Source organism: Paraburkholderia sp. J10-1 (assembly GCF_905220165.1).
Lineage (GTDB): Bacteria > Pseudomonadota > Gammaproteobacteria > Burkholderiales > Burkholderiaceae > Paraburkholderia.
This window is the reverse complement of record NZ_CAJMYW010000006.1, coordinates 289,480-303,225: the sequence shown is the minus strand read 5'-3', so window position 1 is coordinate 303,225 and position 13,746 is coordinate 289,480. Positions and strand designations below refer to the sequence as shown.

Annotated in this window: 12 protein-coding genes; 7 read left to right on the top strand and 5 right to left on the bottom strand. The window is 66.8% G+C overall.

From position 1 onward, the window contains the following. Nucleotides 1-412: 412 nt before the first annotated feature. Nucleotides 413-1,888, top strand: coding sequence for a xylulokinase (locus tag U5A65_RS21040; RefSeq protein ID WP_321947234.1), 1,476 nt, complete (start codon nucleotides 413-415; stop codon nucleotides 1,886-1,888). 70 nt (nucleotides 1,889-1,958) lie between these two features. Here the strand turns inward: U5A65_RS21040 and U5A65_RS21035 are convergent, their stop codons facing one another. The 3 genes from U5A65_RS21035 to U5A65_RS21025 are packed head-to-tail and all read right to left on the bottom strand — an operon-like array spanning nucleotide 1,959 to nucleotide 4,692. Then, nucleotides 1,959-2,741, bottom strand: a complete 783-nt coding sequence (locus U5A65_RS21035; RefSeq protein ID WP_028205927.1) for a metal ABC transporter permease — start codon at nucleotides 2,739-2,741, stop codon at nucleotides 1,959-1,961. Beyond that, on the bottom strand, nucleotides 2,734-3,684 hold the full coding sequence (locus U5A65_RS21030; protein ID WP_321935057.1) for an ABC transporter ATP-binding protein: 951 nt from the start codon (nucleotides 3,682-3,684) through the stop codon (nucleotides 2,734-2,736). Before U5A65_RS21030 ends, U5A65_RS21035 begins: the two co-directional genes overlap by 8 nt. Nucleotides 3,685-3,708: 24 nt before the next feature. Further along, nucleotides 3,709-4,692 carry a metal ABC transporter solute-binding protein gene (locus U5A65_RS21025; RefSeq protein WP_321947233.1) on the bottom strand — a complete coding sequence of 328 codons (984 nt, stop codon included), beginning with the start codon at nucleotides 4,690-4,692 and terminating at the stop codon, nucleotides 3,709-3,711. A 323-nt stretch (nucleotides 4,693-5,015) separates the two neighbouring features. On the opposite strand from U5A65_RS21025, the gene U5A65_RS21020 reads away from it, so the two are divergent. The 6 genes from U5A65_RS21020 (at nucleotide 5,016) to U5A65_RS20995 (ending at nucleotide 11,039) form a co-directional block, all read left to right on the top strand. Next, complete coding sequence (locus U5A65_RS21020; RefSeq protein ID WP_321947231.1) at nucleotides 5,016-5,819, top strand: L-iditol 2-dehydrogenase; 804 nt, start codon at nucleotides 5,016-5,018, stop codon at nucleotides 5,817-5,819. Between the two features lie 97 nt (nucleotides 5,820-5,916). Next, nucleotides 5,917-7,251, top strand: coding sequence for a sugar ABC transporter substrate-binding protein (locus tag U5A65_RS21015; RefSeq protein WP_321913768.1), 1,335 nt, complete (start codon nucleotides 5,917-5,919; stop codon nucleotides 7,249-7,251). 144 nt (nucleotides 7,252-7,395) lie between these two features. Beyond that, on the top strand, nucleotides 7,396-8,340 hold the full coding sequence (locus U5A65_RS21010; RefSeq protein WP_415765296.1) for a carbohydrate ABC transporter permease: 945 nt from the start codon (nucleotides 7,396-7,398) through the stop codon (nucleotides 8,338-8,340). Then, the gene (locus U5A65_RS21005; protein ID WP_415765294.1) at nucleotides 8,337-9,206 is read left to right on the top strand and encodes a carbohydrate ABC transporter permease; all 870 of its coding nucleotides are present in this window, start codon (nucleotides 8,337-8,339) and stop codon (nucleotides 9,204-9,206) included. The genes U5A65_RS21010 and U5A65_RS21005 overlap by 4 nt, the downstream gene beginning before the upstream one ends. A gap of 12 nt (nucleotides 9,207-9,218) precedes the next feature. Further along, complete coding sequence (locus U5A65_RS21000) at nucleotides 9,219-9,905, top strand: HAD family phosphatase (RefSeq protein ID WP_321913769.1); 687 nt, start codon at nucleotides 9,219-9,221, stop codon at nucleotides 9,903-9,905. Between the two features lie 24 nt (nucleotides 9,906-9,929). After that, nucleotides 9,930-11,039: a sn-glycerol-3-phosphate ABC transporter ATP-binding protein UgpC gene (locus U5A65_RS20995; RefSeq protein WP_321947229.1), complete on the top strand. Its 1,110-nt coding sequence runs from the start codon at nucleotides 9,930-9,932 to the stop codon at nucleotides 11,037-11,039. A gap of 121 nt (nucleotides 11,040-11,160) precedes the next feature. On the opposite strand, the gene U5A65_RS20990 is transcribed toward U5A65_RS20995, so the two are convergent. Then, nucleotides 11,161-12,108, bottom strand: a complete 948-nt coding sequence (locus U5A65_RS20990; RefSeq protein WP_158758530.1) for a sugar-binding transcriptional regulator — start codon at nucleotides 12,106-12,108, stop codon at nucleotides 11,161-11,163. A gap of 54 nt (nucleotides 12,109-12,162) precedes the next feature. Further along, nucleotides 12,163-13,644 carry a xylulokinase gene (gene xylB, locus U5A65_RS20985; protein ID WP_321947227.1) on the bottom strand — a complete coding sequence of 494 codons (1,482 nt, stop codon included), beginning with the start codon at nucleotides 13,642-13,644 and terminating at the stop codon, nucleotides 12,163-12,165. Nucleotides 13,645-13,746: the final 102 nt, after the last annotated feature.

The window sequence follows — 13,746 nt, the reverse complement described above, 5'->3', positions numbered from 1 at the left end:
GTTTTGGACCGCGCGCGTGACGGCGCAAGGCGGGAACGCCCCTGTTTGCGGCGGTTGAGCGCTCTCGCGCGATGGGAGACGCGGCGCGGGCGTGGCGGCACGGCGGACCTAACGAACGTGTACCGCAGTATCGAGGGCAGACCGGCCATGCCGCGCGGGTCATGTCACATATGGCCGCGCCGTTATGATCTCTATTCCGAATGCCGGATGTGAGCCATTTTGCATCGCGCGCGCACCCACCGGGTTAACCCGAGAATGGGCGTTTTTCGCGTCGAAATCGGCGGTGTTGCGCGCGGGTTCGAGGCACGTTTGAAAGTCCTGCTTAACGCACGTTTCGCACCGTGCATCTCGCCGCGCATCGCGCCGGTATGATGGCCTTTCCTTCCCCGCACAATCTCGCGCACCGTTTCCCATGAGCCCATCGCAAACGCGTTTTCTCGGCATCGACCTCGGCACCGGTTCACTCAAGCTAGGCATCATCGATGGCGATGGCGTCGAGCGCGCCGCCGCGAGCGTGCCCTACGCGCTCGATACGCCGCAACCCGGCTGGGCCGAGATCGCCGTGGATCGCTGGTGGGACGCGCTCGTCACGGCCTGCGCGCGACTGCCCGAAAGCGAGCGCGCGGCGGTGCGAGCCATCGGGTTTTCCGGGCAAATGCACGGCGTCGTACTCACCGATGAAGCGGGCCGCGCGCTGCGCCCCGCAATGCTCTGGCCCGACACGCGCGCACATGCGCTGCTCGATGCATGGCCGGACGAAGCCGAGCATCCGCAGCCCAACCCCGTTGCGCCCGGCATGGCGGGGCCGCTGCTGCGCTGGGTTCTGCAGCACGAGCCGCAAGTCGCACAAGCCGCACGCTGGGCGCTGCAGCCGAAAGACTGGCTGCGCATGGCGCTCGGTGGCGCGCTCAACGCCGATCCCTCGGACGCATGCGCGACGGCGCTCGCCGCACCCGACGGTGCGTGGGATTTCGCGCTGATCGAGCGGCTGGGATTGCCGGCGCGGTGGTTCGCACCGTTGGCCGCATCGCATGAAGCGAGCGGCGCGCTCAGCGCGGCCGCTGCGCAAGCGCTCGGTTTGCCAGCAGGCATCGTGCTCGCGACGGGGGCAGGCGACACGCCGTGCGCCGCGTTCGGCAGCGGTCTGGCCGACGAAGGCGACGCGCTCCTCACCACGGGCACCGGCGGCCAGATCGTCGTGACCGCGCGCAGCGAGCCGCCCGCGCGGCGCGGGCTGCATCGCTACCGCTCGGCCACGGGCGGCTGGTACACCATGGCCGCGATGCAGAACGTGGGCGTGGCGCTCGAAGCGGCGCGCGGCTGGCTGGCCTACGACTGGGCTTCGGCCTACGCGGACGCGTTCGCCGTGCTGCCTTCGGAGACGCTGGCATTCCTGCCTTATTTGAGCGGGGAGCGCTCACCGTGGCTCGACCCCACGGCGCGCGGCGGCTGGCTCGGCGCTGCCCTTGGCGACTCGCGCGGCACGCTCATGCGCGCGGCGTTCGAGGGTGTGGCATTCGCATTGCGCGCGGGGCTAGACGCCGTGCGCAGCACGCGCGACGTTGCGGACACCGTTGCCAACGAACGCAGTGTGCCGGCGCTCAAACTCGCGGGCGGCGGCTCCGTGGACGCGCGCTGGCGGCAGTTGCTCGCCGACACGCTCGACGCGGACCTCTACGCGATCGACTGCCCGAACGCCGCGGCGCGCGGCGCGGCGATGCTGGGCGGCCTCGCCTGCGGGCACTGGCGCATGAGCGACCTCGCGGCGCTTGCCCCGGCGGCGACTCAGGTGGCGTCGCCGCGCGAGGACGCCGCGCTCGCGCAGCGCTATGCGCGCTTCATCGATCTGTATGGCCGCGTTCGAACCTGGTTTCCCCCGGCATCGTGATGAGGCGTAAATGCAAAAAAGGCGTTGCACCCGCGAGGGGCAACGCCTTGCTCATTACGCGCGTAACGTCCTAGCGACGCCCGATCAGACTCGCGCCGTAGACGAGCGCGGCGAGCGCGGTGATCCAGAAGCTGGTGGGCCAGTCGGTATAAAACGCGAGCGTGACGCCGAGCCACGCTTGCACGAGCGCGAGCAGCGCGGCCAGAACGAGTCCGGTGGAAAGGCGCGTGGTGAGATTCTGCGCGGCGGCGGCCGGACCGACCATCAGCGTAAAGACGAGCAGCACGCCGACGATCTGCGTGCACGCGGCCACCGCGAGCGCGGCGATGGCGAGGAACAGCATCGAAACCGCGCGCAGCGACACGCCCTTTGCTTCGGCGAGTTCGGGCTGCAGCGAGGCGAACAGCAGTGGCCGCATGATGGCGGCCAGTGCCGCCAGGCTCGCCACGGCGAGGGCGGCAAGCACGCCGAGCGTTTCGCGGTTCACGCCCAGCACGTTGCCGAACAGGAGCGCCGTGACCTGCGTGGCATACGACGTGAAGAAGTGCAGAAACAGCAGGCCGAAACCGAGTGCGAGCGAAAGAATCACGCCGATCGCCACGTCGCGGCCCGCGAGCTTTTCGCCGAGCGCCCCCATCGAAACGCCCGCGGCGAGCGTGAAGCCCACCATGCCCCACATCGGCGAAACGCCCAGCAGTACGGCGCCCGTGGCACCCGTGAAGCCCACGTGCGAAAGCGCGTGGCCCGCGAAGGTCTGGCCGCGCATCACGAGGAAATAGCCCACCACGCCCGCGAGCACCGCCACGATGCCCGACGCCGCGAAGGCGTTCACCATGAAATCGTATTCAAGCATCGTGCGTGTGGCCGTGTGTGTTGTCGTTGTTGTCGCCGTGACCATGGCCGTGCGCGTGGCCGTGGCCGCCGTGGTCATGGCCATGGTCGTGCTCATGTTCGTGGTCGTGCTTTTCGACTTCCACGTCGCCCGACATCACGAAGATGCGGCCCTTCATGCGCATCACTTCGATAGGCGAGCCGTAAAGGCGCGAGAGCACGGGCGCGGTGATGACTTCGTCCACGCTGCCGAGCGCGGCCACGCCGTTGCCGAGATAGAGCACGCGATCGAGCGCGTTGAGCAACGGATTGAGTTCGTGCGCGGAGAACAGCACCGCAATGCCAAGCTCGCGCTGCACGCGGCGCACGAGTTCGACCACGCCGCGCTGATGATTCGGGTCGAGGCTGATGAGCGGCTCGTCGAGCAGCAGCAGCTTCGGGTCGCCGAGCAGGCATTGCGCGAGCAGCAGGCGCTGGCGCTCGCCGCCCGAGAGCTCCGAAAGCGGGCGATCCGCAAGCGCACTCGCACCCACGAGATCGAGCACGCGCGCGACGTCGGCGCGCGTGGCGGCGTCGGCGCGCGGCAGGCCCCAGCGGTGGCCGTCGGCGGCCATCGCCACGAAGTCGCGGCCGCGCACGCGGCGGCTTGCGAGCGCCGTGCGCGTTTGCGGCATGTAGCCGATCTTCGCGTTGCCGCGCGCGACCGGCTCGCCCAGCACGCGAATCGCGCCGTGCGAGGCCGGCACGAGGCCGAGGATGGCGCGCATGAGCGTGGTCTTGCCCGCGCCGTTCGGCCCGAGCACGCCGATGAATTCGCCCTGGTTCACTGCAAAGTTCGCATCGCGCAGGATCGTGCGCTCGCCGAGCGAGAGCGTCACGCCCGCGAGCGTGAGCACAGGCGTGGGCGCGCGATGCGCATGGTGTTGTGAAGCGATATCGGTGGGCGAAGGGCCGGCCCCGGTCATGACATCTGTCCTTGCTGAATACGGTTAGTGTTGCCCTGCGGTTCCCGCTGCAAGCGCCTTGTCGAGCGAGTCGAGCTGCACGAGCATCCATTGCTGGAAGCTCACGCCGGCCGGCTGTGTCTCGGTCACGCTCACGGACGGCACGTTCGACTGCTTCGCCAGCGCCAGCATGCGCCGCGTGAGGGCCTCGGTCGCCTGGCTGTTGTAGATCAGCACACGCACGCGGCGCTCGCGCAGGTCGCGCTCGAATGCCGCGATGTCCGACGCGCTTGCCTCGGTGTCGTTCATCGTCGCGAGCTGAAAGCGCAGGTTGCGCATGTCGAGGCCGACCGCATCCGACATATAGCCGAATACCGGCTCCGTGGCCGTGACGGGCTGCCCCTGGTAGCGCGCGCGCAGCGCCGCGACCTTGGCGTCGACCGGTTGCAGCGAGGCGAGGAACGTTGCCAGGTTGGCATCGTACACGCTCTTGTGCGCGGGGTCCGCGGCGCCGAGCGCGGCGCTCACGGCGCGCGCCACGGCAGGCATGGTCTTCGGGTCATACCAGAGGTGCGGATTGTCGCCCGCTTTCTTGCCGACGAGGTCCGCCGCAATGATCGTCGTGCGGCTGTTCGCGCTTTTCCCGCTGCTTGTTGCGCCGAGCAGCTTGGTCATCCACGGGTCGTAGTCCGCGCCGTTATAGACGACCACGCGCGCGTTCTGGAGCGCGCGGGCGGTCTTCGGGCTCGCTTCGAAGAGATGCGGGTCCTGGTCGGGGTTGCTCAGGATGCTCGTCACGTCCACGTAATTGCCGCCGATCTGCTTGACGACGTCGCCGTAGAAGTTTTCCGCTGCAACGACGGGAAGGGCGGCACTGGCCGCCTGCGCCGCCATGGCTGCAGTCGCGCCGCCGAACGCCGTCCCCAGCGCGAGAGCGAGCCTGGCCGCGAAACGCGCGAGCGCGAAGCCCCGGCGCGCGCCGGCCGTAGCCGCGCGGGGCGGGCAGTTCGCGTGGGTGAACGTGATCATGGTTCTATCCTTGTTGATAAGGGAGCCTGAAAGCGGGCGCGTCGGTGTCGCGAAGGCGAGATGATATAACGTATCACTTCGATTGGCGAGTTAGCTCGCCATCCGGGCAGGGGGCCGGATCCGCGGGCCACAGCCAGCCAAGGCTTGCGCGCCGCACCATCGAAATCTCGGCCAATCGCGTTGGTTCGCCTTGACAGTCTCCGACTCGTATCCGATCATTCGATCAACGACAGAGCAAATGCTCACATGTCGGGCGATCGCTCAGATGCTCCCCGGAGCACCAGCCGGGCGCGCCCCACACGGACGAAAATTGGAGACAACCTGTGGCACACACCGCGACGCGAGCGGCAGGACGTTTGCAGGACAAGGTAGCCGTGCTGACCGGCGCGGCGAGCGGTATTGGCGAGGCGGTCGCGCAGCGCTATCTGGACGAAGGCGCGCGCTGCGTGCTCGTCGACGTGAAGCCGGCCGATGCCGTCGCGCCGTCGCTCGCCGCCGCGTACCCCGAGCGCGTGCTCGCGATCTCCGCAGACGTCACGCGCCGAGAGGACATCGAGCGCATCGTGCTTAGATCGGTCGAGCGCTTCGGCCGCATCGACATTCTTTTCAACAACGCGGCGCTCTTCGACATGCGCCCGCTCCTCGACGAATCCTGGGACGTGTATGACCGCCTCTTCGCGGTGAACGTGAAGGGCATGTTCTTCCTCATGCAGGCCGTGGCGCGCCATATGGTCGAGCAGGGGCAGGGCGGCAAGATCATCAACATGTCTTCGCAGGCGGGCCGCCGCGGCGAGGCACTCGTTTCGCACTACTGCGCAACCAAGGCCGCCGTGCTGAGCTACACGCAGTCGGCGGCGCTCGCGCTGGCGCCGCATCGCATCAACGTGAACGGCATCGCACCGGGCGTGGTCGACACGCCGATGTGGGAGCAGGTCGACGCGCTCTTTGCGCGTTACGAGCATCGCCCGCTCGGCGAGAAGAAGCGACTGGTGGGTGAGGCCGTGCCGCTCGGGCGCATGGGCCTGCCCGAGGATCTCACAGGAGCCGCGCTCTTTCTCGCTTCCGCCGACGCCGATTACATCACCGCGCAGACCCTGAACGTCGACGGCGGCAACTGGATGAGCTGATATTTCCCGCAACCCTCGCCCGCAACCCTTGCACAACGCATCACGACAGCAGCACGGCTGCAGCAAGACATAACGCAACGAACAAGGAGACAACGTCATGAAGCCAGCAATGAAGACCGCCGCGAAGTGCATAAGTCGCGCGGTGAGTGCGGGTGCACTCGTCGCCGCAGCCAGCGCCGCCCACGCGCAAACCGTTACGATCGCCATGTTGAACAATCCGGACATGATCGAGCTGAAGAAGCTCTCGCCGGCCTTCGAGAAGGCCAATCCGGGCATCAAGCTGAACTGGGTGATCCTCGAAGAAAACGTGCTGCGCCAGCGCGCGACCACCGACATCACGACCAACAGCGGCCAGTTCGACGTGATGATGATCGGCACGTACGAGGCGCCGCAATGGGGCAAGCGCGGCTGGATCGTGCCGATGACGAACCTGCCCGCGAGCTACGATCTCGACGACGTGGTGAAGACCGCGCGCGACGGTCTCTCGTACAACGGCACGCTCTATGCGCTGCCGTTTTACGTCGAAAGCTCGATGACGTATTACCGCAAGGACCTGTTCGACAAGAAGGGCCTCAAGATGCCCGAGCAGCCGACCTATGACCAGATCCGCGACTTCGCCGACAAGCTGACCGACAAATCGGCCGGCCAGTACGGCATCTGCCTGCGCGGCAAGGCCGGCTGGGGCGAGAACATGGCGTACGTGACGACGGTCGCGAACACCTTCGGCGGCCGCTGGTTCGACGAGAAGTGGCAAGCGCAGCTCACGTCGCCCGAGTGGAAGAAAGCGGTGAACTTCTATGTCGATATGCTGAAGAAGGATGGCCCTCCGGGAGCGAGCTCGAACGGCTTCAACGAAAACCTCACGCTGATGTCATCGGGCAAGTGCGCGATGTGGATCGACGCCACGGTGGCCGCGGGCATTCTCTACAACAAGCAGCAGTCGCAGGTGGCCGACAAGATCGGCTTCGCGGCCGCGCCGACCGAAGTCACGCCCAATGGCGCGCACTGGCTGTGGTCGTGGGCGCTCGCCGTGCCGAAGTCGTCGAAGTCGCAGGACGCCGCGAAGAAGTTCATCGAATGGGCGACCTCGAAAGAGTATGTCCAGATGGTCGCGCAGGACGAGGGCTGGGCTTCGGTGCCGTCGGGTACGCGGATTTCGACGTATCAGAATCCCGAGTACAAGAAGGCCGCGCCGTTCTCCGACTTCGTGCTGAAGGCGATCCAGACCGCCGATCCGACCCATCCGACCGCTAAGCCGGTGCCGTACACGGGTATCCAGTTCGTTGGGATTCCTGAGTTCCAGTCGTTCGGTACGGTCGTGGGCCAAAGCGTTGCGGGCGCCGTGGCAGGGCAGATGAGCGTCGATCAGGCGCTCACGGCGGGTAACGCCGCTGCCAACCGCGCCGTGGCGCAAGCCGGGTATCAGAAGTAAAGGCGAAAAATGAGGCTGCGATGTTCGAGCAGCCAGCGTAGTCACGCGAGCGCGCGCCGGGCCGCCCGGCGCGGCGCGCGCCCTCGCGAAGCCGATGCAGCGCCTGCACCCTGAGCAGGCGCGCAACCGAGAAGGGTGGTCCTCATGCGTCATCTCCATCTCCCCATGCCTATATTCAATCGAGCGCGCACGCCACAGAAACCGCAGCAGGTCGAATCGCGCCGCACGGCGTCGCGCTGGCTCGTGTCGCCGTCCGTCGCGGTGCTGCTGCTGTGGATGACGATCCCGCTCGCGATGACGATCTGGTATTCGTTCACGCGATACAACCTGCTGAATCCGGACCTCAAGGGTTTCGCGGGCTTCGACAACTACCGGTTCCTCGCTACCGACCCCTCGTTCGTGCCGTCGATCGTGCACACCATCGAGCTGATCGTGGCGGTGCTCGTGATCACCGTGGTCGGCGGCGTGCTGATGGCAGTGCTGTTCGACCGCAAGTTCGTGGGCCAGGGCGTGGCGCGCCTCTTCGCCATCGCGCCGTTCTTCGTAATGCCCACGGTGAGCGCGCTGATCTGGAAGAACATGATCCTGCATCCGGTGTATGGCCTCGTGGCCATCGCGATGCGCTCGATGGGCATGACGCCGATCGACTGGTTCGCCGTGTATCCGCTCACCGCGGTCATCATGATCGTGGCCTGGCAATGGCTGCCGTTCGCGTTCCTCATTCTCTTCACGGCGATCCAGTCGCTCGACCAGGAGCAGAAGGAAGCCGCGAAGATCGACGGCGCGGGGCCCATCGCCTTGTTCTTCTACATCACGCTGCCGCACCTGCGGCGCGCGATTGCCGTTGTCGTGATGATGGAATCCATCTTCCTGCTCTCGATCTTCGCCGAGATCTACACGACCACGGGCGGCGGTCCCGGCAACGCGACCACGAACCTCACCTACCTGATCTACTCGTTGGGCCTGCAGCAGTTCGACGTGGGTATCGCTTCGGCTGGCGGCATTCTCGCTGTCGTGCTGGCGAACATCGTGTCGTTCTTCCTCGTGCGCATGCTCGCGCGCAACCTCAAAGGGGAGTACGAAAAATGAGCCAGATTACTGCTACGCCTGCTCGATCGCCCGATGCGGTCAACCATTCGTCGCCGCTGCAGTTCCTTGGTCGCGTGGTCCCGGGGCTGCTCGCCTGGCTGATCGCGATTGCGCTGTTCTTCCCGATCTTCTGGATGACGATCACGGCATTCAAGACCGAGCAGCAGGCCTATATTCCGACGATCTTCTTCCTGCCGACGCTCGACAGCTTCCGCGAGGTGTTCGCGCGCAGCAACTACTTCGCGTTCGCCTGGAATTCGGTGCTGATCTCGGCGGGCGTGACGGTCGTCTGCCTGATCTTCGCCGTGCCCGCGGCCTACGCGATGGCGTTCTTCCCGAACCAGCGCACGCAGAAGATCCTGTTGTGGATGCTCTCCACGAAGATGATGCCTTCGGTGGGCGTGCTCGTGCCGATCTATCTGCTGTGGAAGAACACGGGGCTGCTCGACACGGTGAGCGGGCTCATCATCGTCTATACGCTCATCAACCTGCCTATCGCGGTGTGGATGGCGTACACGTACTTCAACGAGATTCCACGCGACATTCTCGAAGCGGGGCGTATGGACGGCGCGGCCACCTGGCAGGAGATCGTCTATCTGCTCATGCCGATGGCGGTGCCGGGCCTCGCCTCCACCGCACTGCTGCTGATCATTCTTTCGTGGAACGAAGCATTCTGGAGCATCAACCTCTCCAGCTCGAACGCCGCGCCGCTTACCGTGTTCATCGCTTCGTATTCGAGTCCTGAGGGGCTCTTCTGGGCGAAGCTTTCCGCGGCGTCGCTGCTGGCGGTCGCGCCGGTGCTGATCGTCGGCTGGCTTTCGCAGAAGCAGCTGGTACGCGGCCTTACGTTCGGTGCAGTCAAGTAAATGGACCACGCGATGCCCATTCAAGCCCTCATCTGCGACTGCGACGGCGTGCTGATCGACAGCGAAGCCGTGGCGGCCAGCGTGCTGGTGCGCGAACTCGAAGCGCGCTGGCCCGGTGTGGACGCGGCGCCGGTCGTGATGCCGCTGCTTGGCCAGCGCATCGAGCGCGTGCTGGGCGGCGCGGGCGAGGCACTCGGGCGCAGCCTGAGCGCAGCGGACGTCGATGCGATCCGCGCGGTCGCAGAAGCCCAAGCGCGTGAGGCGCCGCTTTTCCCGGGCGTCGTCGCCGCGCTGGAAGCCGTGACGCTCACCAAGGCCTGCGCGAGCAACAGCTACACGGCGGTGGTGCGCGAAGTGCTGGCGCGCAACGGACTCGAACGCTTCTTTGGCGCGCGCGTGTACTGCGCGGATATCGTCGCCAAACCGAAGCCCGCGCCCGATGTCTACCTCGCGGCGGCGCAGGGCATGGACGTCGCGCCCGCCGCGTGCCTTGTGGTCGAGGACAGCGTGACGGGTGTGAGCTCGGCGCGCGCGGCCGGCATGACCGTGCTCGGCTTCGTGGGCGGAACGCACGTGGGCGGCGACGCGCACGCGCACGAGTTGCGCGAAGCGGGTGCAATCGAAATTTTCGACGACATGACGACGCTGCCTGCGCGGGTGGCGCAATGGATGAACAGGGCGCATACGCGTTCGAACTGAATCAGGCAGAAACGGAGACATATCATGGCAAGCGTGATCCTCAGAGACGTACTGAAGCTCTACGACGACAACGAAGTCCTGCGTGACGTGAACCTCGACATCGGCGACGGTGAGTTCGTCGTGTTCGTTGGCCCGAGCGGCTGCGGCAAGACCACGCTCATGCGCATGATCGCTGGGCTTGAGGACATCAGCGGCGGCGACCTGATGATCGACGGCACGCGCATGAACGACGTGCCTCCGGCCAAGCGCGGCATTGCAATGGTGTTCCAGTCGTACGCGCTCTATCCGCACATGACGCTCTACGACAACATGGCGTTTGGCCTGAAGCTCGCGGGCGCGAAGAAGCCCGAGATCGACGCGGCCGTGAAGAACGCCGCGAAGATCCTGCATATCGACCACTTGCTCGACCGCAAGCCCAAGCAGCTTTCGGGCGGCCAGCGCCAGCGCGTGGCGATCGGGCGCGCGATCACGCGCAAGCCCAAGGTGTTCCTGTTCGACGAGCCGCTCTCGAACCTCGATGCCGCGCTGCGCGTGAAGATGCGCCTCGAATTCGCGCGTCTGCACGATGAACTGAAGACCACAATGATCTACGTGACACACGATCAGGTCGAAGCGATGACGCTCGCCGACAAGATCGTCGTGCTCTCCGCGGGCAACGTCGAACAGGTCGGCAGTCCGAACCGTCTGTATCACGCGCCGGCGAACCGCTTCGTGGCGGGTTTCATCGGCTCGCCGAAGATGAACTTCCTCGACGGCACGGTGCAGAGAGTCGAGAGCGACGGCATTGTCGTGCGCTACGAGACGGGCGATACGCAGAAGGTGGCCGTGGAGCCCGGCACGGCGCGCGAAGGCGACAAGGTGACGGTGGGCATCCGTCCCGAGCATCTGCACATCATGACGGGCGGAGAAGGCGTGAGCGCGAAGGCGATGACGGTCGAATCGCTTGGCGACGCGGCCTATCTCTACGCCGAATGCCCGGTTGCACCCGACGGCCTGATCGCGCGCATTCCGCCGCTGGAGCGGCACGAGCGCGGCGAGGCGTTCAAGGTCGGCTCGACGCCCGATCATTGCCATCTCTTCAATGCGGATGGTCTCGCGTTCGAGCGTCGTTTCGCGCAGCAACTGGCTGCGTGATTTCACTGGCTTGCTGGACGCACCGCCTCGAAGCGTGAGGCGGTGTTTGTGTGGCGAGGTACCTGAGGTTGCCTTTGTTAGCCCGCTTCGCGCGGGCTTCTTTTTTTGTTCGGTGCAGGGTTTAGCGTTCGATCGCCGCGCGCGCGCACAGCTCGTCGGTGACGAGCCCGGAGAGCCAGCCGCCGTTGAGCGCCGCGATCACGGCTTCGCGCTTGCGCGCGCCGCCTGCAAAACCGATGGTCGGGCGGCGCGGCGGCGAATCGAGGTACACGCTCGTCACGCGGCGGCCCGTGGGGGAATCGACACGCTTGCCGGCTGCGTCGATCGGCAGGCCGAGCATTTCGGCCACAGCGCCCTGGCCCATCAATTCGCGCACTTCGTCGGAGGTGATGAAGCCGTCCTCATGCAGCGGGCAATGCTCGCCGATGTTGCCAATGCCGACGAATGCGACATCGGCCTCGCCCGAAAGCGATTCGACGATGCGATAGAGCCGGTGATTGCACCACTGCGCGCGCTCGGCCTCGTTATCGGCGATGAGCGGTGCGGGCAGCAGGAAGTGCTTGCCGCCGGTTTTCTCGGAGATATGCAGCGCGACGTCGTAGCGGTTCGACGAGCCGTCCTGGGCGATCGCGCCCACCATCGAAACGAGCCGATGCTGCGGCCGCTCCAGTTGCGCGATCTGATCGACGGCCGCCTTGAGGGTACGTCCGCTGCTCACCGCCACCACCATCGGCCGTTCTTCGGTGAGGTAGCGCTCCATCACTTGTGCGCCCGCTACCGCGAGCTTGCGGTCGATTTCCTCGGGTGTGTCGTTGTCCACGGGCACCACTTCGCAGACCGAAAGGCCGTAGCGCTTCGAAAGCGCGTCGGCGAGGGCGAGGCAATCGGCGAGACGGTGATCGACGCGCACGCGAATAAGGTTCTTCTCGACCGCGAACGCGACAAGGCGCTGCGCGACGGGGCGCGACACCTGCAGCTTCTCGGCGATTTCGTTCTGGGTGTTGCCGGCCACGTAGTAGAGCCAGGCGGCGCGGGTCGCGAGATCGAGTTTTTCGGTGGACTTGGGCACGGTGGTGGTCGGAGCGGGATCGGGGCCGAAGTTTACTGCACGAATTTGCGCAACTTACGCGAGGCGTTCGCGCGAGGGCTCGAAAAGCGGGCGCACGTGGCGGTACAGCGCGCGGTAGGCGGTCAGCCGCTCGCGCAGCGCCGCGTGGCGCGAGGCGTTCGGCGTGTACTCGGCCACCACGGGCGGCTTCGTCAGCACCTCGCGCGTGTCGCCGCCCGCCGCGAGCCAGCCAAGGCGCGCCGCGCCGAGCGCCGCGCCCGTTTCGCCGCCGCCGTGCTGGCGCGTGGGGGTGTTGAATGCGTCCGCAACCAGTTGCGCCCAGTAGCCGCTGCGCGCGCCGCCGCCCAGCATCGACAGCGCGCCCACTTCGGTGCCGGCGGCCGCGAGCGCGTCGAGGCCGTCGGTGAGCGCGAGCGTCACGCCTTCGAGCACGGCGTAGCCGAGCAGCGCGCGGTCGGTCGCGTGCGTCATGCCGAAGAACACGCCCTGCGCGTACGGGTCGTTGTGCGGCGTGCGCTCGCCCGAGAGATAGGGCAGGAAAAGCGGGGCTTCGGCGAGCGTTTGCACGCCCAGCTGTTCGACTTCGGCGAGCAGCGTGGGCTCGTTCGTGCCCGTGAGCTTGCAGACCCAGCGCAGGCAGCTCGCCGCCGAAAGCACGACGCTCATCTGGTGCCAGCGGTCCGGAATCGCGTGGCAGAACGCATGCACGGCGGAAGCGGGGTTGGGCCGGAAGCGGTCGCCCACCACGCAGAGCACGCCCGAGGTGCCGAGCGAGACGAAGCCGTCGCCGGGCTGCGTCGCGCCGATGCCGATGGCGCTCGTCGCGTTGTCGCCGCCGCCCGCGGCGACGACCACGTCCTCGCGCAGGCCGAATTCGCGCGCGAGCGCGGGCAGCAGCGTGCCGGAAGGCGCGCTGCCTTCGGCGAGCGCGGGCATTTGTGCGCGCGTCATGTTGCAGGCGTCGAGCAGCGCGTCGGACCAGTCGCGTTTGGCCACGTCGAGCCAGAGCGTGCCGGCGGCGTCCGATGGATCGGAGACCTTGCCGCCCGTGAGTTGCAGGCGCAAATAGTCCTTTGGCAGCAGCACGCAGGCCGTTGCGCGAAAGATCTGCGGCTCATGGCGCGCGACCCACAGCAGCTTGGGCGCCGTGAAGCCCGGCATGGCGAGATTGCCCGCGATGCGATGCAGTTGCGGCGCGCGGGCGGTGAGCTCGGCGCATTCGTCCACCGCGCGCATGTCGTTCCAGAGGATCGCGGGGCGCAAGACGTTGTCTTGCGCGTCGAGCAGCACGGCGCCGTGCATCTGTCCGGAAAGGCCGATGCCGCGCACCTGCGCGAATTCATGCGGATGCGCCTCGCGCAGCGCGGCGAGCGCGCGGCGCGTGCCGTCCCACCAGTCGGCGGGATTCTGCTCGGACCAGCGCGGGTGCGGGCGCGAGACGACGAAGGGCGTGCCGGCAGTGCCGATCACGCGGCCGTCGGGCGCGAGCAGCAGGACTTTCACTTCGGAGGTGCCGAGGTCGATGCCGAGATACATAGGCGCGCGGAAGTCGTAATGAGAGTTGCGCTACTTTAGCCGCGCGCCGTGCGCGACGCCATGCGCGCCGACCCGGAGGGCGCGCGCGGCGCGGGTGTGACG

Excerpts from the sequence above, each read along its gene's own strand:
- U5A65_RS21010 (WP_415765296.1), top strand. The coding sequence starts at position 7,396 with ATGCGTCATCTCCATCTCCCCATGCCTATATTCAATCGAGCGCGCACG.
- U5A65_RS21025 (WP_321947233.1), bottom strand. The coding sequence starts at position 4,692 with ATGATCACGTTCACCCACGCGAACTGCCCGCCCCGCGCGGCTACGGCC.
- U5A65_RS21030 (WP_321935057.1), bottom strand. The coding sequence starts at position 3,684 with ATGACCGGGGCCGGCCCTTCGCCCACCGATATCGCTTCACAACACCAT.
- U5A65_RS21035 (WP_028205927.1), bottom strand. The coding sequence starts at position 2,741 with ATGCTTGAATACGATTTCATGGTGAACGCCTTCGCGGCGTCGGGCATC.
- xylB (WP_321947227.1), bottom strand. The coding sequence starts at position 13,644 with ATGTATCTCGGCATCGACCTCGGCACCTCCGAAGTGAAAGTCCTGCTG.
- U5A65_RS21005 (WP_415765294.1), top strand. The coding sequence starts at position 8,337 with ATGAGCCAGATTACTGCTACGCCTGCTCGATCGCCCGATGCGGTCAAC.
- U5A65_RS21040 (WP_321947234.1), top strand. The coding sequence starts at position 413 with ATGAGCCCATCGCAAACGCGTTTTCTCGGCATCGACCTCGGCACCGGT.
- U5A65_RS20995 (WP_321947229.1), top strand. The coding sequence starts at position 9,930 with ATGGCAAGCGTGATCCTCAGAGACGTACTGAAGCTCTACGACGACAAC.
- U5A65_RS21015 (WP_321913768.1), top strand. The coding sequence starts at position 5,917 with ATGAAGCCAGCAATGAAGACCGCCGCGAAGTGCATAAGTCGCGCGGTG.
- U5A65_RS21000 (WP_321913769.1), top strand. The coding sequence starts at position 9,219 with ATGCCCATTCAAGCCCTCATCTGCGACTGCGACGGCGTGCTGATCGAC.